This is a genomic window from Microcoleus sp., assembly GCF_041354475.1.
Taxonomy (GTDB): domain Bacteria; phylum Cyanobacteriota; class Cyanobacteriia; order Cyanobacteriales; family Microcoleaceae; genus Microcoleus.
In genome coordinates, this window is record NZ_JBGJZU010000050.1 from 1 (window position 1) to 22,131 (window position 22,131).

Annotated in this window: 18 protein-coding genes; 13 read left to right on the top strand and 5 right to left on the bottom strand. The window is 44.8% G+C overall.

Going from position 1 to position 22,131, the window contains the following annotated elements; all coding sequences use genetic code 11:
- Positions 1-1,222, top strand: a 1,222-nt coding sequence (locus ACBR23_RS18345; protein ID WP_371125668.1) for an AIR synthase related protein, incomplete at its 5' end; no start/stop codon positions are given.
- A gap of 266 nt (positions 1,223-1,488) precedes the next feature.
- Here the strand turns inward: ACBR23_RS18345 and ACBR23_RS18350 are convergent.
- Positions 1,489-2,718, bottom strand: coding sequence for an RNA-guided endonuclease InsQ/TnpB family protein (locus ACBR23_RS18350; protein WP_371117670.1), 1,230 nt, complete (start codon positions 2,716-2,718; stop codon positions 1,489-1,491).
- A gap of 385 nt (positions 2,719-3,103) precedes the next feature.
- On the opposite strand from ACBR23_RS18350, the gene hemE reads away from it, so the two are divergent.
- The 5 genes from hemE to folP all read left to right on the top strand — a co-directional run bounded on the left by hemE (position 3,104) and on the right by folP (position 9,553).
- The gene (gene hemE, locus ACBR23_RS18355) at positions 3,104-4,168 is read left to right on the top strand and encodes a uroporphyrinogen decarboxylase (RefSeq protein WP_371119832.1); all 1,065 of its coding nucleotides are present in this window, start codon (positions 3,104-3,106) and stop codon (positions 4,166-4,168) included.
- A gap of 208 nt (positions 4,169-4,376) precedes the next feature.
- The gene (locus tag ACBR23_RS18360) at positions 4,377-5,342 is read left to right on the top strand and encodes an NAD-dependent epimerase/dehydratase family protein (protein ID WP_371117668.1); all 966 of its coding nucleotides are present in this window, start codon (positions 4,377-4,379) and stop codon (positions 5,340-5,342) included.
- Positions 5,343-5,665: 323 nt separating this feature from the next.
- The gene (locus ACBR23_RS18365) at positions 5,666-7,255 is read left to right on the top strand and encodes a B12-binding domain-containing radical SAM protein (protein WP_371117667.1); all 1,590 of its coding nucleotides are present in this window, start codon (positions 5,666-5,668) and stop codon (positions 7,253-7,255) included.
- A 263-nt stretch (positions 7,256-7,518) separates the two neighbouring features.
- Positions 7,519-8,589 carry an aromatic ring-hydroxylating dioxygenase subunit alpha gene (locus tag ACBR23_RS18370; protein ID WP_341740103.1) on the top strand — a complete coding sequence of 357 codons (1,071 nt, stop codon included), beginning with the start codon at positions 7,519-7,521 and terminating at the stop codon, positions 8,587-8,589.
- Between the two features lie 94 nt (positions 8,590-8,683).
- Complete coding sequence (folP, locus tag ACBR23_RS18375; protein WP_371117666.1) at positions 8,684-9,553, top strand: dihydropteroate synthase; 870 nt, start codon at positions 8,684-8,686, stop codon at positions 9,551-9,553.
- Here the strand turns inward: folP and ACBR23_RS18380 are convergent.
- On the bottom strand, positions 9,544-10,383 hold the full coding sequence (locus ACBR23_RS18380) for an SPFH domain-containing protein (RefSeq protein ID WP_340520485.1): 840 nt from the start codon (positions 10,381-10,383) through the stop codon (positions 9,544-9,546). The two genes, folP and ACBR23_RS18380, sit on opposite strands and share 10 nt — an antisense overlap.
- A 184-nt stretch (positions 10,384-10,567) precedes the next feature.
- Here ACBR23_RS18380 and ACBR23_RS18385 point away from each other — a divergent pair, with 184 nt between their 5' ends.
- Positions 10,568-11,338: a tetratricopeptide repeat protein gene (locus ACBR23_RS18385; protein WP_371117665.1), complete on the top strand. Its 771-nt coding sequence runs from the start codon at positions 10,568-10,570 to the stop codon at positions 11,336-11,338.
- A gap of 230 nt (positions 11,339-11,568) precedes the next feature.
- Here ACBR23_RS18385 and aroB read toward each other — a convergent pair whose 3' ends face one another.
- Complete coding sequence (aroB, locus tag ACBR23_RS18390; protein WP_341740100.1) at positions 11,569-12,663, bottom strand: 3-dehydroquinate synthase; 1,095 nt, start codon at positions 12,661-12,663, stop codon at positions 11,569-11,571.
- A gap of 296 nt (positions 12,664-12,959) precedes the next feature.
- Here aroB and ACBR23_RS18395 point away from each other — a divergent pair, with 296 nt between their 5' ends.
- Positions 12,960-13,061 carry a cytochrome b6-f complex subunit PetL gene (locus tag ACBR23_RS18395; RefSeq protein WP_340523689.1) on the top strand — a complete coding sequence of 34 codons (102 nt, stop codon included), beginning with the start codon at positions 12,960-12,962 and terminating at the stop codon, positions 13,059-13,061.
- Positions 13,062-13,239: 178 nt separating this feature from the next.
- Here ACBR23_RS18395 and ACBR23_RS18400 read toward each other — a convergent pair whose 3' ends face one another.
- Entirely contained in the window at positions 13,240-13,680 is a 441-nt protein-coding gene (locus ACBR23_RS18400) for a hypothetical protein (protein WP_371119831.1), read from the bottom strand.
- The gene (locus ACBR23_RS18405; protein WP_371117663.1) at positions 13,670-14,014 is read right to left on the bottom strand and encodes a hypothetical protein; all 345 of its coding nucleotides are present in this window, start codon (positions 14,012-14,014) and stop codon (positions 13,670-13,672) included. Before ACBR23_RS18405 ends, ACBR23_RS18400 begins: the two co-directional genes overlap by 11 nt.
- Before the next feature lie 116 nt (positions 14,015-14,130).
- Between ACBR23_RS18405 and ACBR23_RS18410 the strand changes: the two genes are divergently transcribed.
- The 5 genes from ACBR23_RS18410 to ACBR23_RS18430 all read left to right on the top strand — a co-directional run bounded on the left by ACBR23_RS18410 (position 14,131) and on the right by ACBR23_RS18430 (position 22,036).
- Positions 14,131-14,721: a chromophore lyase CpcT/CpeT gene (locus ACBR23_RS18410; protein WP_371117662.1), complete on the top strand. Its 591-nt coding sequence runs from the start codon at positions 14,131-14,133 to the stop codon at positions 14,719-14,721.
- Positions 14,722-14,833: 112 nt separating this feature from the next.
- Positions 14,834-15,982 (top strand): NAD-dependent epimerase/dehydratase family protein, encoded by a 1,149-nt coding sequence (locus ACBR23_RS18415; protein WP_341736686.1) that lies wholly within the window; start codon positions 14,834-14,836, stop codon positions 15,980-15,982.
- A 296-nt stretch (positions 15,983-16,278) separates the two neighbouring features.
- Positions 16,279-17,412, top strand: coding sequence for a glycosyltransferase (locus tag ACBR23_RS18420; protein WP_341736687.1), 1,134 nt, complete (start codon positions 16,279-16,281; stop codon positions 17,410-17,412).
- 668 nt (positions 17,413-18,080) lie between these two features.
- On the top strand, positions 18,081-20,723 hold the full coding sequence (locus tag ACBR23_RS18425; protein WP_341736689.1) for a GAF domain-containing protein: 2,643 nt from the start codon (positions 18,081-18,083) through the stop codon (positions 20,721-20,723).
- Between the two features lie 170 nt (positions 20,724-20,893).
- Complete coding sequence (locus ACBR23_RS18430; RefSeq protein WP_371117661.1) at positions 20,894-22,036, top strand: response regulator; 1,143 nt, start codon at positions 20,894-20,896, stop codon at positions 22,034-22,036.
- Positions 22,037-22,131 lie beyond the last annotated feature (95 nt).

The window sequence follows — 22,131 nt, forward strand, 5'->3', positions numbered from 1 at the left end:
CCCCCAACCCCCCCTTAGTAAGGGGGGGCTTCAAGAGGAAGAACCTGCCCTTACTAAGGGGCAAGAAAAACCCCCCCAACCCCCCCTTAGTAAGGGGGGGCTTCAAGAGGAAGAACCTGCCCTTACTAAGACGACGCTTCAAGAGGAAGCAGAGGCTATTCCCTTATTTAAGAAGGCACAAGGTAGAGAAACTCCCGAACTTTCTCCCCCCCTTACCAAGGGGGGGCCGGGGGGGGTTATTCCCGGAGTGGCGGCCACCGTTGATTGCAATTCTCGCTATGTTTATCTCGATCCTTACGAAGGTGCAAAAGCCGTGGTAGCCGAAGCTGCCCGAAACTTAAGTTGTGTGGGTGCGGAACCGATTGCAGTTACAGATAATCTGAATTTTGGCAGTCCCGAAAAACCCATTGGATATTGGCAGTTAGCATCCGCTTGTCGCGGGATTGCAGATGCTTGTCGGGAGTTGAAAACACCTGTGACTGGTGGGAACGTTTCTCTTTACAATGAAACTATCGATTCTGATGGCAATCCTCAACCCATTTATCCAACTCCGGTAATTGGAATGGTGGGATTGATTGCTGATTTGACGAAGATTTGCGGTCAAGGTTGGCAAAATAAAGACGATTTAATTTATGTGTTGGGGATTGGAAAATCCGACGATGCTATTACCATGAATTCCACTGAAAATTCGTCATCTGAAAATTCAGAAATTGCCACTTCTCCTACTTTGGGAGGGTCGGAATATTTGGCAGCCATTCACGGAATTATTGCCGGAAAACCGCCAAAAATTAATTTTGAGCTAGAAAGAAAAGTGCAAGCAGTTTGTCGCGATGGAATTCGGCAAGGTTGGGTATGTTCTGCCCATGATTGTGCGGAGGGTGGAATTGCGATCGCCCTCGCAGAATCCTGTATCTCTGGTAAACTGGGTGCAGAGGTTCATCTAGGTGGAAATTCGGCAAGTGTTAGCCGTTGGGATGAGGTTTTGTTTGGTGAAATGGGCAATTGCATTGTTGTTTCTGTCGCCCCCAAAAATCAAGGTATTTGGGAAGCTTATCTGGAAGAATATTTGCCGAAAATGTGGCAAAAAATCGGTGTGGTTGGGGGTGCTAACTCGCCTTTGCGGGTGGTGAGTGCGGATAATCTAGGGTTGATTGAGGTGGGGATGGGTGATATGGGCGATCGATTCTATAATGCGATCGAGCGTCGAATTGGCTCTGTTTGATTATCGCTTATAAATGCGGTGGTTAGAAACCGCGTCTACACAGACGAAACCCACTCCAAGCGGGTTGAATTTCTTCAGTCTCGCGTTGCGTGGACTTTGTTTGTAGAGTAGCGGTTTCAACCGCCGACTGACTTGGCGGTTACTATACCTGAGAATGAAACCGCCGTGTCCCCATGCCCCGTCAGGACCAACAGATGAATTTTTTGTCAAAAAGGGCGATCGCGCAATGGTAAGCTACCAAAGGCATTAAAATACGTGACATTCTCCTACACCCACTGAGTACAGTATGGTGCAGGCTTCTCAGCGACTCCAGCTATTGCTTCGGACATTAACTGAGCTTTAAAGACGGGATGACCCACCGCCCTATTTTTAATCACGATAGCTGCATTATGGTCGCGGTCAAGACTGCATCCACAATTCGGACAGTCGTGCCATCTTTCATGCAGCTTTTTTGGTACTTTTTCACCACAACTAGAACAATCTTGTGAAGTATTGTAGGCACATACGGTCATCACCAACAAACCAGCATTTACGGCTTTGTTTGTCAGTATCGACAGAAACCTTGACCACCCAGCATCCAACACAGATTTAGCTAGCTTTGTACGAGCAAGTCCCTTAACATTCAAGTCTTCAACTGCAACAACATCATATTTATTCAAAAGATCGTTGGCAGTTTTGAAATGAAAGTCTTTACGTTTGTCCGTTACTTTCTTGTGACACTTCCCCAGTTGCTTAACTGCTTTTTGCCTGCGGTTACTGCCTTTTTTGCGACGTGAGACTCGCTTCTGAATGGTTCGCAGGCGTTTTTGAGCTTTGCGGTAATGTTGAGGAATTGCCACAGTCTCGTTTTCTGAGGTTGTCAAAAAATCTTTCAGCCCTACATCAATTCCAACAATCTTTTGAGGATTGAAATCTGGTTTGATCTCAGGGACTGTTGAATCTTCTAAGCTGAGAGTCACATAGTAACCATCAGCTTTTTTGGTGATAGAGACAGTTTTGATTTTTAAGCCAGCAGGTATTGAACGGTGTAAAATAACTTTAACTTTTCCGAGCATCGGCAAGTTGATTAAGTTATTTTGTAGACAGCCGTCTTTAACTTGAGGATAAGTAAACGTGCGGTAACGACTACGCGGCTTAAATCTCGGTCTACCGCTACGTTTTCCGCTGCTATCACCTTTTAAAAAACGATCGAAAGTTACTTTAACTCGCTTAACTACATCTTGGAGGACTTGAGAGTAAATCCCGGCATACCAAGGATGAGTTTTTTTGAGGTGAGGTAACGTCTTTTTCTGACTGTAGTAATCTGGATTATCTCGCAGTTCAGGCAAGTAGCAAACTAGCGGACACGCATTGATGGAGGAGCGGTTTTGTTCGTACCAGTTGAATCGATCTGCCAACAAATAGTTGTACTGTGCACACAACATTGACAACCATCTGTCAATCTCAGTGGCTTGCAACTTTGTTGGACGTAATCGATACTGGTAAGAAGTTCTCATTGCTGCGTGGCCAATATTAAATTGCAGTCGCTACTTATCAATTAGTGTTACTGTACTTGAATACGTTACTTGCTGTCAAGTTTATGAGTGAATATTTTATTCATAGAATCAGAGAGGTTTCTATCCTCAAATGTTAATTTTTATTACCAAAATTCGACTGACGACATAATTATGAAATGATCAAAAAAGTGTATTGAAGGAGAAAATAGACCTCTCGAATAAAGAGTTTGTTTATCTCGTCATCCACCCGCCCACCGCTCAAAACATAGTTTTGAATTGGTTGACGGGTGGAATCCTCGCCTCACCGCGCCTTTCATCCCACACTAATCGAAGCGATCTAGTGTGGGGATTCCCGTCTGTTTAGCTAAATCCGAGAAAAATTAAGATGTCAGCATTAAATGAAGTTCCCTTGCTGTTGCGGGCAGCCCGTGGCGAAACCCTAGAACGCCCTCCCGTCTGGATGATGCGCCAAGCCGGCCGCTACATGAAAGCCTATCGAGATTTGCGAGAAAAGTACCCATCCTTTCGCGAACGTTCCGAAATTCCCGCAGTTGCGATTCAAGTTTCCCTCCAACCGTGGCACGCATTTCAACCCGACGGCGTAATTCTGTTCTCCGATATTGTGACACCTATGCCTGGTTTGGGCATCGATATGGATATCGCCGAAGGTAAAGGCCCGATTATCCACTCACCAATCCGCACTCAGCAGCAAATCGACGCATTACAACCGCTGAATCCCGAAGAAAGCTTGCCTTTCATCAAAGAAATCCTCAAATCCCTGCGCGCAGAAGTCGGCAACAAATCCACTGTACTCGGCTTTGTCGGCGCGCCCTGGACTCTGGCCGCCTACGCCGTTGAGGGCAAAGGTTCCAAGGATTATGCGATTATCAAAAACATGGCATTTTCCGATCCAACTTTACTACATCAGTTGCTGTCAAAGTTTGCAGATGCGATCGCCGTTTACGTCCGCTATCAAATCGACTGTGGCGCCCAAGTAGTGCAGATGTTCGACTCCTGGGCTGGCCAACTTTCCCCCCAAGACTACGATACTTTTGCTCTACCTTACCAAAAACAAGTATTCGAGCAAGTCAAAAAAACCCATCCCGACACGCCACTCATTCTGTTAGTCACTGGAAGTGCAGGCATTCTCGAACGTATGGCAACATCCGGTGCCGATATTGTTAGCGTCGATTGGACTGTGGATATGGCCGATGCGCGCCGACGTTTGGGCCGCAACATGAACGTTCAGGGCAATTTAGATCCCGGTGTCTTGTTTGGCTCTCAACCGTTTATTCGCGATCGCATTCTTGATACCATTCGTAAAGCTGGCCCGCGCGGACACATCCTCAATTTGGGACACGGCGTCTTACCAGGAACACCGGAAGACAACGTGCGTTTCTTCTTTGAAACCGCCAAACAAGCCGACAAATTGCTTGCAGTTACTGCTTGAATTTGATTGGGTTTCGATTATATAATCGGCTCAAATATCAATACTGGTTCCCCGGCTCTGCCTGGGAACCTATGTCCAGAGGCTCTGCCTCGTTTGCTATCAGACAAATTGGAGGCAGAGCCTCCGGATCTGCGTTACCAGGCCAGAGCCTGGTAACGAGGAAAACAGCTCAATTCTCCCCTTGCCATCTTCCCTTCCCCTTCTGCAAATGACAAAAAAAATTTTCATAACGGGTGCAAGTGGCTGTATCGGTCACTACATGACCGAAACTTTGATTCAACAGACAAACCACGAACTTTACTTATTAGTTCGCAACCCCGATAAATTAAAATTTGACACCAAAGCCCGTCCCGGCATCAACATATTGCAAGGCGATATGCGAGATATCGAGCAATATGCCGAACTTCTCCAAACAATAGATGTGGCGATTTTGGCTGCAACTGCTTGGGGGGGGACTCAAGAAGTTTTTGATGTTAATGTCAACAAAACCCTCCGCCTGATTCAGTTACTTTCGCCACAAACTTGTCAACAAGTAATTTACTTTTCAACTGCCAGCATTCTCGGCAATGATAATAATTTGCTCAAGGAAGCAGGGGAATTAGGTACGGATTATGTTCGCTCGAAATATGAGTGTATGACTCAATTGTCAGAGTTACAAAATGTGCCTCCGATTACAGCACTTTACCCCACATTAGTCTTGGGCGGAGATGCCAATAAACCTGTTTCTCACCTTTCTTCAGGTATTCCAGAAGTAGCAAAATGGATTGGTTTGATTCGTTGGTTGAAGGCAGATGCCAGTTTTCACTTCATCCACGGCGCTGATATTGCCACAGTAGTTAATTATTTAGTCGAACATCCGGCAGTTTCTGAGGAACCGCGACATTTTGTGCTAGGAAATTCTCCGCTTACAGCTAATCAAGCAGTAGAACAAGCTTGTGCTTATTTGAATAAAAAGATATTTTTTCGGATTACTCTGTCACCAGGGCTGGCGAATTTCTTTATTTGGCTGTTCCGAATTCAATTAGCTGCTTGGGATAGATTTTGTATTAGCTATCGCCATTTTACTTATCACAATTTTGTCAATCCCGAAACTATTGGATTGCCGAGTTATTGCGGCACGATTGCCGATATGTTAAGGACTAGCGGGATTCCGGGGAAAGATATTAAAAGTTGACAGTTGACAGTTGACAGTTGACAGTTGACAGTTGACAGTTGACAGTTGATAATTGATAGTTGATAGCGAAAATCTGACCTGGGTATTTGGTTTCGATGTAAGATAAGATGTCAGCATTTACAGGCGTTAACAGGAAATTAAAGCTAAAAATCTGGCTGATTTGTCTGTTATTTAGAGATACTTAGGGACCGATCGCCCTGAAATTATCTGCGATAGAGGTGCAAAATCTCGATTTTACAACTAACATGATATCTTCAGGGTCGATCGCACTCAATTCGCCTGGGCGATCGCAAGTCTGATACTAATGTGAGGTTTAACATACGATGCGAGTTTTACTGGTTTATCCCCTGTTTCCCAAAACATTTTGGTCCTACGAGAAAATTCTAGAATTAGTCGATCGCAAAGTCCTACTACCACCGCTGGGTTTGGTAACAGTAGCAGCTATCCTACCACAAGAATGGGAATTTAAGTTAGTCGATCGCAACATCAGACAAATCACAGAAGCAGAATGGGAGTGGGCCCAACTCGTCATCCTCTCAGCCATGATTGTCCAAAAAGAAGACTTGCTAGACATCATTCGCGAAGCCAAACGGCGCGGTAAATCAGTGGCTTGCGGCGGCCCCTACCCCACCTCCGTACCCGAAGAACCTCAAGCAGCCGGCATAGATTATCTGATTCTCGACGAAGGCGAAATCACCCTACCAATGTTCGTAGCAGCGGTAAACAGAGGCGAAACAAGTGGAATTTATCGATCGGACGGCATCAAACCCGATGTTACCACAACCCCAGTTCCCCGCTTCGACTTACTGGAATTAGACGCCTACGACTCCATGTCAATTCAATTTTCCAGAGGCTGTCCATTCCAGTGCGAATTCTGCGACATCATCATCCTCTACGGGCGGAAACCACGCACCAAAAACCCCCAACAACTAATCGCAGAATTAGACAGCCTTTACAACCTAGGCTGGCGGCGCGGCGTGTTCATGGTAGACGACAACTTTATCGGCAACAAACGCAACGTCAAACTATTGCTAACCGACTTAAAAATCTGGCAAGAAGAACACAAATTCCCCTTTACTTTCAACACAGAAGCATCCATCGATTTAGCCCAAGACCAAGAATTGATGGAGATGATGGTAGCTTGCAATTTCAATGCAGTATTTCTAGGGATTGAAACTCCCGATGAAGAAAGCCTGCAAATGACCAAAAAATTCCAAAATACCCGAAATTCCCTGATAGAATCCGTAGAGTTGATTGCAAAAACAGGTTTGCGAGTAATGGCAGGATTCATCATCGGATTTGACGGCGAAAAACCCGGTGCCGGTCAGCGGATTGTAGACTTTGCCGAAGCAGCAGCCATTCCCAGTACAACCTTTGGAATGCTGCAAGCTTTGCCCCACACTGCATTGTCCCACAGACTCGCCAAAGAAGGGCGACTGCGCGACAAATCTGGTAATCTCAACCAGACTACTTTGATGAACTTCATTCCCACGCGGCCCTTAGAAGATATTGCGAGGGAGTATGTCCAAGCATTTTCTGATGTATACGATGCCCAGAAATATTTAGACCGAACTTATCGGCATTTCTTAATGTTAGGCGCACCCACAGCCAAGATACCCGCTCGAATTCCGAGTTTGATCGATTTGCGGGCGCTGCTAACAGTGGTTTGGCGACAAGGAGTCAAGCGTAACACTCGCTGGAAATTCTGGCATCATTTGTTCAGCATTCTCAAGCGCAATCCTGCGGTTTGGGATCATTACTTGACGGTGTGTGCCCACAACGAGCATTTTCTGGAATACCGTCAGATTGTGCGGGATGAAATAGAAGCTCAATTAGCTGAATTTTTGGCTAATGAATCTCAGACAGTATATCAAGAACCTGTAGCTGGGGAAAAAGAAGTGCAAGTAGTTTAGAGTGGGAAGATTTGAAGATTCTCTAATATCAAATCCATTTCGATGGGAATGATGAGCGTTCTTGGGTAATTGATAACTGCTAATTGCCCCGATCGCTTTTTTGATAGCTCAAACACTTGCTGTTATTGATTATTGCTTCTTGCTGATTGCTGCTACATCCAGTGGGGGCCGGTTTATTTAGATGGTTTGTCATCGTTATTTATGCTTGGTGAAACCCGCTCCTGCCCGAATGTTAAGCTTGCCGTAGTTAGGAAATATTTATCATGCAAAATAATACCCTACAATCTCCATCTCAGAACACGGAAAAAACTCACATCCGCCAGTTGGGAATTAATCTCAATCACTGGTATACTGTGGCTCGCACTACAGAAGTCACAACTCAGCCACTAGCTGCGATGGTCTGGCATCAGGCCATCGTCCTATTTCGCGATAGTTCAGGCAAAATCAACGCTTTAGAAGACAGATGTCCGCACCGACAAGTTAAACTTAGTCACGGTAAAATCAAAGGTGACTTAATAGAATGTGCTTACCACGGATGGCGCTTAAATACCAGAGGAGAATGTGCAGAAATAGATTATTTAGCAGAAAATCAAAAGCTACCTAACTGCAAAATTCGCTCCTTTCCAGTCAAGGAAGAATCTGGTTTTATCTGGATATTTCCCGGCGATGAGACCAAAGCCGAAGAAATTAATTTATTGAGCTTCCCAGAGTGGGAACATCTCAATTATATTGCCACAGTTGCAGTAATTGACTGTCAGGCACACCATTCATTTTTGATTGAAAATTTGATGGATATGTATCACGGACATTTGCACGAAGACTGGCAAGCTTGGGCCAATCCTGTGCTAGATTCTTTAGAAGAAGATGAACACCAAGTAACGGCTCTTTACCAGGCCGAAAGTTATTACAAAATAGATAAAATTTGGTCAATCTCTCAGTTATTATTTAAATCTTTGCGACAACTGCACCCGGAACCTTTAGAGGTGAGTTATGTTTACCCCCACTGGGTTTCCACTTTGGGCAATGACTTTAAGATTTATTGCTTGGTTTGTCCGGTGAGCGAGACGGCAACCCGTGCTTATTTAATTCACTTTACCTCATTAAATGCCTTTTGGCGACTGCACAAATTGCCTGTGTGGTTCCGCAGGTTTATTAAAGATATTTGTTTCGGTGCGGCTCAAAAGTTATTGGATGGTTTGGTGCGGCAGGATGTGTTGATGATTGAGGAAGAACAACAGGCTTTTTTACAAAACTCAGAAAGAAAAAATCATGAATTAAATCGGGCTTTAGTCAGCGTGCAACGGTTGATGAGAAGTCAGGCGGAAAATTTGTAATTCTGCTGATTGACAGATGATAAAAATAGCTTTTTGAGCGAAGTCAAACTTTGCCTACCCTCCCCGTCCTTACTGCGTATTTTAGTGGCATAATATGACTGTTAATCACAAAACAATTACAATTAGAAATAAATCTTTCGAGTGGGGAAAACGCACTTATTTAATGGGCGTTTTGAATGTTACCCCTGATAGTTTTAGTGATGGTGGCGATTTCAATACCATAGAATCGGCTCTAATGCAAGCTGAAAATATGGTAAAAAACGGGGTTGATATTATTGATATTGGTGGTCAATCTACCAGACCCGGTGCAGCCGAAATATCCTTACAAGCAGAACTGGATCGAGTCCTTCCAGTTGTCCAAATCCTGAGAGAAAAAGCAACTATTTTTGCAGATATACCTATTTCTGTGGATACTACCAGATCCATGGTTGCTAAGGCGGCTGTGGCTGCGGGAGCTGATATAATTAACGATATTTCAGGAGCTACCTTTGACTCAGCAATGCTGTCAACCGTTGCCAAGTTAAAAGTACCAATAATTTTGATGCACCTTCGGGGAACGCCCCAAACCATGCAAACACTAACCGATTATCACGATTTAATTGGCGAAATTAGCGAATTTTTAGAAGCTAGAATTGCGGCAGCCGTTGCAGCAGGTATTCACACATCTCAAATAATTATCGACCCCGGTATTGGCTTTGCTAAAACTCACAGTCAGAATTTAGAAATTCTGCGTGATTTGCGGAAATTTCGTTATTTAGACTGTCCGATTTTAGTCGGAGTCTCGCGAAAAAGCTTCATCGGCAAGATTTTGAATCAGCCCGAAGCGAAACAAAGAGTTTGGGGGACAGCGGCGGCTTGTACAGGTGCGATCGCGAATTCGGCGGATATTTTACGAGTTCACGATGTCAGAGAAATGCACGATGTCTGTCAGGTAGCCGACGCCATCTTCAGAAATCAGTCTTGACTAGCGTGAGTATCGATAACTTTCATGTCCTCATGGTGAGAGTGCGGTTCAATATCAGACATAGAACCCATCAACTCGTTAAGAGCTTCTGTCATGTTTTTTGGGTCCATAAACAGAATTTTGGCGTTATCGCTTTCGCCCAATTTTTGTTGAGCATCTAAGTATTTTTCTGTTACTAAGTAATTCAAAACTTGCTTACTATTGGGATGGGAATCGAGAGCCTCCACTAAGAGTTTCATGTACTCCTTAGTACCAGTAGCTTTATTGACCATTGCTTGCCACTCGCTCTTGGTTGCCTGCTCCAATTCCATAGCTTCTTGCACCCTTTTTGGAGGTGTAATGCTTTGAATTTCGACCCGGATGACTTTGACACCCCAAGTTTCAGTAGCTTCGTCCAATTTCTTGAGTAACTGCTTATTCATGTCATCTCTGGAACCGAAAATCTCTTTCATCGGCAACCGACCAATTTCACCACGAAACGTAGTTAAAACTAAGTTGGCGATCGCATTTTCAATTTGATCGATGCCGTAATAAGCTTTCTGCAAATTTACAACTCGCCAATACACCACGGCATCGACGTCGAGAACCACATTATCTACCGTGATGGCTGACTGAGGTTTAATATCTAAAACTCTTTCGCGGGTTGTGTCCACGCAGACTACTTTCTCTACCACGGGACTGATAAAGTGGAATCCGGGCTTGAGAGTGCGCTTGTATTGGCCCAAACGTTCGACTAAAGCTTCGTCGCCGCCGCTGACTATTTTCACAGAGGAGTTAACAGCGTAGCCGAGGATGAGCGCAACGAGCATGGCTAGAATAGACTGCCCCATTTCTACTTTCCTGCTAAGTTTACTGAATAATTGATCGGAATTCTACTCTAATTTAACGCAAAATATGCCACACAGTGCTAAAATATCTCGACTGTTAATAACTTCTTAATAGTGCGCCCCCATTTGCTCAGACTCTGACAGGGTGTGAAACCCAGGATATCAAAAACACGTTGCCACACAATATATGAAAAACGATCGAGAGTTTCGCCCTTTAAAAATGTTGATCTGGATCGCCCCAAGCATTTTGGCAACGGGAGCAATGAGCGCTTTAGCACTTGTACCAGCGGTACAAGCTGAACCCAGCACCCTCCAAATTTCCCAAAACTTGCAGTCCCAAAACACCCCGCCACGAAGTCCCCGCGGCCCAGTTCGGGAAGTTCTCTCCTACGAGATGAAGGGAGACGAACTCAGGATTTGCAAACAGGAAGGCAACTCCGAGAAAAAGTGCGAAGTTGTGGGCAAAGGATACACAGTAGCCTTGAGGATCGCCAACGACCTTTACAATCAAGGAAACCTGGCCAATGCCGAAATTTTGTACCAACAACTGATTACGCGTTTTCCGAAACAGGGAGATGCTTACTATAAGTTGGGAACCTTGCTCTCAGCCCAAGGTAAAATGAGCGAGGCGATCGCCCAATTTCGACAAGCAATTCAACTAAACCCGCAGCACGCCAAAGCTCACAACGATTTGGGCGTAGCCATGGCCAGTCAAGGACAATTGCCAGATGCAATTTTGGAGTGGAGACAAGCAATTAAAATTAACAGCCAATATCCCGATGCTTTAAACAATTTAGGAGTCGGACTTTACCAACAAGGAGTCAAAGAAGACCAAGCAGAAGCAGTAGCCAGCCTCAAAAAAGCTCAGGAATTATTCATCAAACAAGGTAGAGTTTCACAAGCCAAGAGAGTCGAGCAAATTTTGCAAGAAATTAATTCGCAATCTAGCGGTTCCTAAGCTGCATAGGTTATGAGTCATGAATTATGCGTTATTGGTGATTAGGACAAACTAATGACTACTGACTACTGACTAATGACTACTGACTAATGACTACTGACTAATGACTACTGACTACTGACTAATGACTACTGACTAATTACTACTGACTACTGACTAATGACTACTGACTAATGACTACTGACTACTGACTAATGACTACTGACTAATGACTACTGACTAATGACTTCCTAAAGCATTTCCTTCAAAACTTGTAAAATCACATCTCCATCCACGCGATCGCTCACCGCCGCCTCACCCAGGCGCACTGGTAGCACAAACCGCACCTTACCATCCTGCACCTTTTTGTCCAATTGTAAAGTCTTCAAAATCTCCTCAACATCCATACCAGCGGGCAATTTCGTAGGCAAACCAGCCTTTCCCAGCAAAGCTAACTGACGTCGATCGCATTCTCGGTCCCACATTTCCAATTCCACAGCCAACCGACTCGCAGCCACCATACCGATGGCCACACCTTCCCCGTGATTCACCAACTTGTAACCAGTCAAACTTTCCACCGCATGGCCAATGGTGTGTCCGTAATTCAAAATCGCCCGCAAACCAGACTCCTTTTCATCCTTGCTTACCACATCCGCCTTAGCTTGGCAAGACCTGCTCAAAATTTCTGCCAGCAAATCCGCCTTCACGTAGCGCATCTGATCCAAACGCTTGCAACTCTCCAACTTCTCGAACAATTCCACATCCCAAATCACCCCGTACTTAATCACTTCCGCCATGGCCGAGCGAAACTCCCTCGCCGGCAGAGTTTTGAGCACATCCGGGTCAATTAACACCAAACGAGGCTGATGAAAAGCCCCAATTAAATTCTTCCCTAAAGGATGGTTAACCCCGGTTTTACCACCAATAGAAGCATCAACCATCGCCAGCAAAGAAGTCGGAACTTGGACAACATTAATTCCCCGCAACCAAGTCGCAGCAGCAAAACCCGTCATATCGCCAACCACTCCGCCACCCAAAGCCACCATCGTCGAAGAACGTTCTAAGCGGTTTTCCAAAGCAGCGCCGTAAATCTTCTGCACCGAATTTAAAGTTTTGTACTGTTCCCCTGGTGGTAGAATACAGTTACCGACATGAAAACCCACCGATTCCAAGGAAGCAGCCGTCTTTTCTCCGTAATGCCGAAAAATCGACTGATTCGACACTAGCAGCACTTTTTTGCCCAAATTCAGCCCACCGAGCATAGTGCCGAGTTCGTCTAAACCGCCCGATCGCACGCAAATATTGTAAGATTCTGGTCCTAAGTCAACTTTAATTACTGATTTCATATTTATCTACTTTAGATATGAGATTTTAGATTATCAGAAAATTGGGTTTAAAACCCCGGCACTGTGACAGAGTTTATCTTAAGTCCTTGGACTACGCGCCCCCTAAGCAGAGTCGAAGGGCAGGATAAACGCAGCCGTTAGGCTTAGCACATCACCTTTGACGACGGCTTTAATTTCTAAGTTTTCAAGTCTAAAAAAATACTTTCAAACCTTCCGGTTAATGCTGATATAGTGTCTATCTAGTATGGTACGCTAGAAGATAAGGTCTTTTTATTGATTGTTTTGGAGAAATTGCAATGACTCTTAGCGGAGCAATAACTTATTTTGGGCTTTTCGGCGGAATGCTGGGCTTGGCGACAGTGTTGATGTTTGGTCTGCGGGCTGTCAAACTCATCTAATTTACTAATTTAGATGCGAGAACCAGAGGATTTTAACCTCTGGTAAAACTATCATTTGGGCGAAGTATTTGCGCCAAAAATCTGTAGTTTGATCTGTAGATTTATGGCGTAAATACTTCTCTTAAATTTAATCAAGGAGCGATCGCACTTGCTATAAAACACGATCGCTCTTCATCAATTACAGCATTCGTTTTAAAATTTGTTGAACCACCCCATAATAATTAGGATTTTCTAACCCTTTTAATTCATGTTGGATATCTTCCCAATCCCCTAATTTACTTTTCCACATACCATTTTCTTCTTGTAGGGCAGCGTGCTGTGGTTCACCGTTATAGGTGTATATTGCTATCTTTTGAAAGCCCGGTTCAATGTCACCATTATCGCAACATTCATATCCAATAGTTTGATAAGCCTTGATAAAAGCATCCAACGTTAACTCTCTTGGTACACCATCGGGCCAGTATCCATCTGGGTCTACCGGGTCCCATCTACAGTCCTCTTCACCAGCTACGAAAGCAAAGCAATTATAATCTACTGTTTCTTCACTTGTTACTTCATATTCAGTATTTTCTAAATTAGGAAATCTCAACAGTTTGCGATATTCTAGCCTACCATTCATAACCGTGTTCTTTTCCCCATTGTATCCACGCTTGAGCCATTTGTTTCATTCGACCGCGCTGTTCTGGCTTTACCGGATTATTACCAGTAATTGCCCTCAATGCCCAAAACCAATGATCTGGTTTTTGTTCGAGATCCCGAAAAATTAACGGTACAACAGGCTGTCCCATGCCAATAATTCTTTGATAAGCTGGGTGCATTGATTTTTGTGTAACTAATGACAGCATCCTTGTCTGGTCACGCCATTCTTGTGCAAGGCTATTAAACTCCGCTTCGAGTTCTACGTGACTTTTAATCGGGTATTTATAGGTTGTGATGCGATCGGGTAGTTTCATGTCAAGCCGTGGCTACTTCATAAATTTATATTACCTTAATAAGTTGGGGATCTCAAGCGCGATCGCGTCTTCATTTCCCCTAAAATAATTTCTACTTCCCTCAATTTCAAATCGCAATGTCTCATTCCACCGATATCCTCACCCTCGGCCGCTGGATGGCCTCCGACTTCAGCAACCAAGCCCAAGCTTTTGAAAATCCGCCCTTCTTTGCCCACATCCGCGTCTGCATGAGACCCCTACCCGTGGAACTTTTGGGCGGCCTCAGTCTCTATCTAGAACAAGCCTATGACATCGAACTCAACACGCCGTACCGAGTCCGAGTGTTAAAATTAGTGCCGAAGGGCGATCGCATCGATATCGAAAATTACGCGATCGACAACGAAGAACAATTCTACGGCGCCTCCCGCGATCTCCAACGACTCCAAGAACTCAAAAAAGCAGAATTTAAACTAATGCCGGGGTGCACCTTTATTACGCACTGGACCGGCCACAGCTTCAAAGGGTGCGTTGAACCAGGAAAAGGCTGTATGGTGGTCAGAAAGGGCAAAAACACCTATCTAGACAGCGAATTCGAGATTGATGGAGACAAATTTATTAGTCACGATCGCGGGCGGGACCCAGAAACCGACGCCCACGTCTGGGGCGCCCTGGCCGGTCCCTTTGAATTCACCCGTCGAGCTAGCTTCGCCGATGAAATTCAGGTTTAATACAAAAAAACAAGGGGCGATTTAGCAAAGAACTCCCTTGATTAAAGGTTCAGAATGCACCAATACCTGGTACATTAACCCAGTATTGGTAAGCAAGATTCACCTTTGTTTTATGAAAGTCCTGGTTATTGGTGGCGATGGCTATTGCGGTTGGGCAACCGCACTCTACCTTTCCAACAAAGGTTACGAAGTTGGCATCCTCGACAGCTTTGTGCGGCGGCACTGGGATCTGGAACTGTGCAGCGACACCCTCACTCCCATTGCACCGATTCAGCAACGACTCCAGCGATGGCAAGATTTAACGGGTAAGTCGATCGACTTGTTTGTCGGTGACATCACCAACTATGATTTTCTCAGCAAAAGCATGAGAAAATTTGCACCAGAGGCTGTAGTCCATTTCGGCGAACAGCGTTCGGCACCTTTTTCGATGATCGATCGCGAACACGCAGTCCTCACCCAAGTCAATAATGTAGTTGGGACACTGAACCTGCTTTACGCCATTCACGAAGATTTCCCCGACTGTCACTTAGTGAAATTGGGGACAATGGGCGAATACGGCACGCCGAATATTGACATCGAAGAAGGCTATATTACGATCGAACACAACGGGCGCAAGGATACACTACCCTATCCCAAACAGCCTGGAAGTTTTTATCACTTAAGTAAAGTCCACGATTCGCACAATATCCATTTTGCCTGCAAAACTTGGGGGCTAAGAGCCACCGACTTGAATCAGGGAGTCGTCTACGGCGTACTCACAGATGAAACCGGCATGGACGAACTGTTAATCAACCGTTTGGACTACGACGGAGTATTCGGTACAGCTTTGAACAGATTTTGCATTCAAGCTGCGATCGGTCATCCTTTGACAGTCTATGGTACTGGTGGGCAAACCCGCAGCTTCTTGGACATTCGGGATACTGTGCGATGCGTCGAATTGGCGATCGCCACTCCCGCCCAAGCTGGACAATTGCGCGTCTTCAACCAATTCACTGAACAATTCAGTGTCGGCGACTTGGCTGCATTGGTGCAAAAATCAGGCACGGCAATGGGATTAAAGGTAGAAATCAATCACCTGGAAAATCCGAGGGTCGAGAAAGAAGAACATTATTTCAATGCGAAAAACAGCAATCTGTTAGACCTCGGTTTGCAACCGCATTATTTGTCGGATTCTCTGCTTGATTCTCTGCTGAATTTTGCTACAAAATATCAGCATCGGGTCGATAAAAATCAGATTTTACCCAAGGTTTCTTGGCGGTAAGTTCTGGCAGATAGCTGCGGTGCAATAGTTTTTTTAGGGAACCGCGAAGGCGCGAAGGGCGCGAAGGAAGAGGAAAGAAGGGAAGAGAAGGGTTTACAAGTTATGAATGAATTTCCCTCTATCTTTGGCTCTCTTGCTCTGTGTCCTCTGTGTCCTCTGCGGTTAATTAAAAAATTAGAGAGCGTAATTACTGGTGATGAAGCTGCTAACAGAACTCTATTTAAATCAAGCGAGTAAATGGCTAAAAACAGGTCGTCACATTCTGGCACAATTTTCGGTTTCCTCAACAATTTATTATGAGAATTGCTCTTTTCACTGAAACTTTCTGGCCGAAAATAGACGGCATTGTTACTAGGCTGATTCACACTGTAGACCACTTACAACGCGCGGGCGAACAGGTTCTCATCTTTTCCCCAGATTACGGAATTACAGAATATAAAGGGGCCAGGGTTTATGGTGTTGAGGGTTTACCTTTGCCGATGTACCCGGAATTGAAAATGGCCTTGCCCAGTCCGGCGATCGGTCGTCAATTAGAGCAGTTTAAACCGGATATTATTCATGTGGTTAATCCTGCTATTTTGGGATTGGGTGGCATATATTATGGCAAAAAGCTCAATATTCCGATTTTGGCTTCTTACCACACTCATTTACCTAAGTATTTGCACCACTACGGTTTTGGAATGCTGGAACCTTTATTGTGGGAATTACTTAAAGGTGCTCACAATCAAGCAGAGCTGAATTTGTGCACTTCTACAGCAATGGTGGAGGAACTCAGAAGTCATGGGATCGATCGCGTAGACTTATGGCAGCGGGGTGTGGATACTGAGATGTTTGTCCCGGAATTGGCTAGTCGAGAAATGCGATCGCGTCTTTCCCAAAATCACCCCGATAGTCCCCTGTTACTTTATGTCGGCCGCCTCGGTGCAGAAAAGGAAATTGAAGCTATCAAACCAGTTCTCGAAGCCATTCCAGGCGCCCGCCTCGCCCTCGTGGGAGATGGCCCCCACCGACAAACCCTAGAACAATATTTTGCCGGCACTCCCACCAATTTTGTCGGCTATCTCAAGGGCCAAGAACTCGCAACAGCTTACGCATCTGCTGATGCCTTCATTTTTCCCTCCCGCACCGAAACCCTCGGCCTGGTACTCCTAGAAGCAATGGCTGCTGGGACACCCGTAGTGGCGGCACGCAGTGGTGGAATTCCTGATATTGTCACTGACGGCGTTAACGGCTATTTATTTGACCCCACTGATGACATGGGAGCCTCTACTGCTACCCAGCGTTTGTTTGCAAACCCCGCAGAACGGGAACATCTGCGCCAAAGCGCCCGCACAGAAGCCGAACGCTGGGGTTGGGCCGCGGCTTCTGGACAATTGCGGCGCTACTATCAATCGGTGATTTTTGCTGAGTCCATGTCTTCTGTGGCGTGACGGATTGACAACAATTTATTACAGTAGGGATTGGGTGAGGATTTTCTGTCGAGAGTCCAAGTTTTTTTACTGCTCCAATTGCCGTAGCTATTCTCCTCCTTGGTTTAACATTAAACTATGAATAGCTTCCTGAAAATATTGTGTGGGTAACATCAAACGCCTTCGATCGGACTGTATTTGGTCTGGTGCATGGGCTGAAACCGCGACACATCAATACCAGGAATCCAATGCTGTGACTGTCTATCGGGCAAAAAACTGCGAACTTATCTCCCCGTTGGAGGTTTTGAGTCGATCGTGAATTGGCAGATACAGCTAATTGGGTATTATAACTTAAGTGCACCTCGATTTTGACTGGTCATCATCAAGATTGGGGTTCTTAAAAAAACGATGTCTATAATAATTATGTCTCATTTCCCTGATGACAATGTACTTCTGACCAAAGTACATCAACAAATCAGGCAGTTAGAGCCAGCTTGGGTAGTACATAAAGCCACGCTCAAAGCTTATACAAAATACCCAAGTAAATTTACTGAACTACCCAAATTACCAAAATACAAAAATCGGGTTAACCTAGTCATTTAGTGTTAAATTAACTCAAAATTTTAATCACGAGCAAAATCTAGTTTTTGATAAGTGGTCACTCTACCCTCCGAAAAAAGCAGTTAATCATGACATTCTCCAATGCTGGTAGCGTTCTGGCTACACTGACTCAAGTCAATCTGATGGGAGCATTAACCTCCCGTGTTAAGAACCTGCCAGTTCCTGAATTAGTCTGTCTGCTGGACTTTATCACGGCTGAATTTCAGCAATTTATCCGGGCGATGGATCTGATTAACAATGAAGCCCTCGAAAGTCTCTTAGAGCAACTTTTAGATGCCTTCACTGTCAAAATTGGTCTCATCCTTCAAGCAGACAAGACGACAATTTTTTTGGTGGACTCCAGCAAAAATCAACTTTGGCACAAAACCGTCGATGTTACTATCGGCAAACCTGTAGAAGTTCGTTTACCGATGGATGCAGGTATTTTGGGCTATGTCGCAACTACTGGAAAATCGATCAATGTCGTAGAAGCCAGAGAACACGAGCTGTTCAATTCAGAAGTAGATGAACCTTGTGATTATCAAATCAAGAGCATCCTCTGTATGCCAATTTTTAGTAGCAAGAGCGAAACTGAACCTGTAGCTGTAGTCAGACTTTTGAATAAAGCAGGGGATGTACCTTTTGACGAAGAGGACGAACAACAGTTTCGGGTGTTTGCAGATTCGATCGGGATTATTCTCGAAAGCTGTCAGTCTTTCTATGTCGTCGCTCGCAATCAGCGAGGGGTGGCGGCACTCTTGAGAGCTACGACAACTTTGGGTCAAAGTCTTGACTTGGAAACAACTTTGCGCTCGGTCATGGATCAAGCTCGTGACTTGATGCAGGCAGACCGCAGTACGCTATTTTTATTAAATCGGGAAACTAACGAACTTTGGACAAAACTCGCCAAGGCTGATGGCAAAACTATGATTAAAATCCGCATTCCCGCTAATAGGGGAATTGCGGGCTATGTGGCTTCTACAGGTCAAACTCTCAATATTACAGATGCTTACGACGATCCCCGTTTTGACCCCACTACAGATCAGCAAACAGGATATCGCACTCGCACTGTCTTGTGTATGCCAGTTTATAACGCTAAAGGTGAGTTGATCGGCGTAACTCAGCTAATTAATAAAAACCAAGGAACTTTTACTAATTCCGATGAAGAATTTCTGCGGGCTTTCAATTCCCAGGCGGGCATGGCACTGCAAAATTCTCAATTGTTTGAAAATATGATGGTCGAAAAACAGTATCAGAAAGATATGTTACAAAGTCTTTCTGATGCGGTTATTTCCACTGATTTTCAGGGGCGTATTGTCACTATCAATGAGGCTGCTCTCGAACTTTTGGGCTGTCCGGTAAATCAAGATAAAACTAAAGATAATCCCCAGCTTTGGGAACACAAACTGATAAATCGCTATGTTTGGGAAGTTTTGCCGATCGAAAATTTGCAATTTCGACTACAAGACAGCCTGAATCATGCTGCTAGACATTACGTTCCCGAACAAAGTTTAACCCTCGGACTTTTGATAGAAAAATCTCTAAATTCCCCCGATACAGAAAATTATATTTTGGCAGTCCCCGCTCCCAATAACCCTAGTTTATATTATGCTTGGGGCGAAAATGCTGCTTGGGCTGAAGAATTAGCAGTGCTACAATTGGCTAATTCCCAATCTCTATTCGCCCTTGATAATTCTGCTACCTATTACCCTTACTGTCCGCTCCCCATTTCCGGCTCTCACATTAAGGTAATTGAACGCAGTTTGAATTTGACTGTTAACCCCCTGACTAATCCCGAAGGAGGCGTGCGGGGGGGTTTGGTGGTACTCGAAGATATCAGCCGCGAAAAGCGGATGAAAACTACTATGTCTCGCTACATGACTCCCGGAGTCGTGGAACAAGTGATGGCCTTGGGTGACGACGCCCTGATGGTGGGGGAACGCAAGGATGTCACTATTTTATTTTCAGATATTCGCGGCTACACCACGCTGACGGAAAATTTGGGAGCATCGGAAGTTGTTGCTCTGCTCAATCAGTATTTTGAGACGATGGTGGAGGCTGTTTTCCACTGCGAAGGTACTTTAGACAAGTTTATCGGTGATGCTTTAATGGCTGTGTTCGGCGCGCCCTTACCGCTCAATCCCCCGGAAATTCATGGCTGGATGGCGGTTAAATCAGCTTTGGACATGAGAAAGCGGCTCAAAGAGTTTAATGATTCTCGCCCCGGTGAAATTCCATTTCGTTTTGGTATTGGGATTAGTTCGGGAGAGGTGGTTTCAGGAAATATTGGTTCTCAAAAACGCATGGACTATACGGTAATTGGGGATGCGGTGAATTTGAGTTCTCGCCTGGAACAACTTACCAAGGAGTATGGGTGCGATATAATTTTGAGTGAATTTACCCTGAGTTTGTGTAGCGATCGCATTTGGGTGCGAGAGTTAGATAAGGTGCGAGTTAAGGGCAAAAATCAGCCAGTTGGTATTTACGAATTGCTACAAAGTAGTTCAGAACCTATAGACGGGGAAACTCAAAGGTTCTTGGAACTTTACAAAAATGGTCGTGAGGCTTATATTGCTAGAAATTTTCAACAAGCTATTAGTTTTTTTGAGGCTGCCTTGGCAATCAGACAAAAAGATAAACCTGTTGAAGTTCACATCGAACGCTCTCTAAATTACTTGAAAGTCTCTCCACCCGATGATTGGGACGGCGTGCATACTATGGCAACAAAGTAGTGAATCATATCGCATCACTGTGCAAAATTGTATAAAAATTGTGAAGTTAATAGCTAAATATTGTGAATATATTTATATATTCCCTAGGAGAGAGTTCAAAAGTTACAAACTGTGAAAAAATGGTGTCGAAGACTAAAAAAAATAGTATAAAATAGCAGGTCAAGAATTCAATGAAATATTTATCTGTTCCGAATGCTACCAAGGTCGATCGCATTCTGGTTGTAGACGATGCTCCAGATAATGTTTTATTGGTAGAGACAATTCTGGAAGAAGAAGGTTACGAAATTAGTAGTGCAGATAATGGTTTTTCGGCCTTGCTGCAAATTGAAAAATCTCCCCCAGATTTATTGTTGCTAGATGTGATGATGCCGGGAATGGATGGTTACGAAGTGACTAAAAGAATTAGGCAAAAAACAGAATTGCCGTTTATTCCGATTTTGCTGATCACCGCTCACGACAGTGCTAGCGTAGTGCAAGGGTTGGACATGGGAGCAGATGATTTCATCCGCAAACCGGTGGAAATGGACGAGCTACTGGCGAGGGTGCGATCGCTCCTGCGACTAAAACACAGCGTAGACGAGCGCAATTCGATCGCGCTTCAACGAGAAGATTTTGTCTCCCGACTCGCTCACGACTTGCGGACACCCCTGGTAGCAGCCGATCGAATGTTAACCTTAATGCAGCAAGGTGCTCTGGGAGAAATCTCCCTCCCCATGCACGAGGCTTTCGGTACGATGGTTCGCAGCAACAAAAACCTGATCAGTATGGTAAATATGTTGCTGGAAGTATACCGCTACGAAGCAGGTGGCAAATCCCTAAGTTTTGCAGCCGTTGACTTGCGACAGCTAATTACTGAAGTAGCCGAAGAACTCGCACCCTTAGCCGATGCTAAAGGTTTGTCAGTGAATTTAGACTTGACAGAAAGTGCAGAAAGTGCTCCCATTGCTAAGTATCCCGGCGATCGCCTGGAGTTGTACCGTTTGCTAACAAATTTAATCGGAAATGCGATTAAATTCACTGACAGCGGTTCCATAGACATTCGCTTAAAAGCGGCAAATTCTCCCGATTTTACGAGCTTCAAAAACCAACCACTAGCTTGGGTTGTCATTGAAATTCAAGATACTGGTGCGGGGATTTCCCCAGCGGAACAAGCCAAGTTATTTCAAAGGTTTGGGCCGGGAACTCACAAAAGATCTGGCACTGGTTTGGGACTCCATTTGTGTCGCCAAATAGTGGAAGCTCACCGCGGTACCATTGAGGCAAAATCGGAGCTAGGAAATGGTAGTTTGTTTACTATTCGTTTGCCTTGTTAGGTCGATCGAGAGAGGGCAACCACGGGGGGATTGCCCTACAAAATGCTGTAGCAGAGGTAGGGACACTCCAAGAGCCCATAGGTGTCAACTTAAGG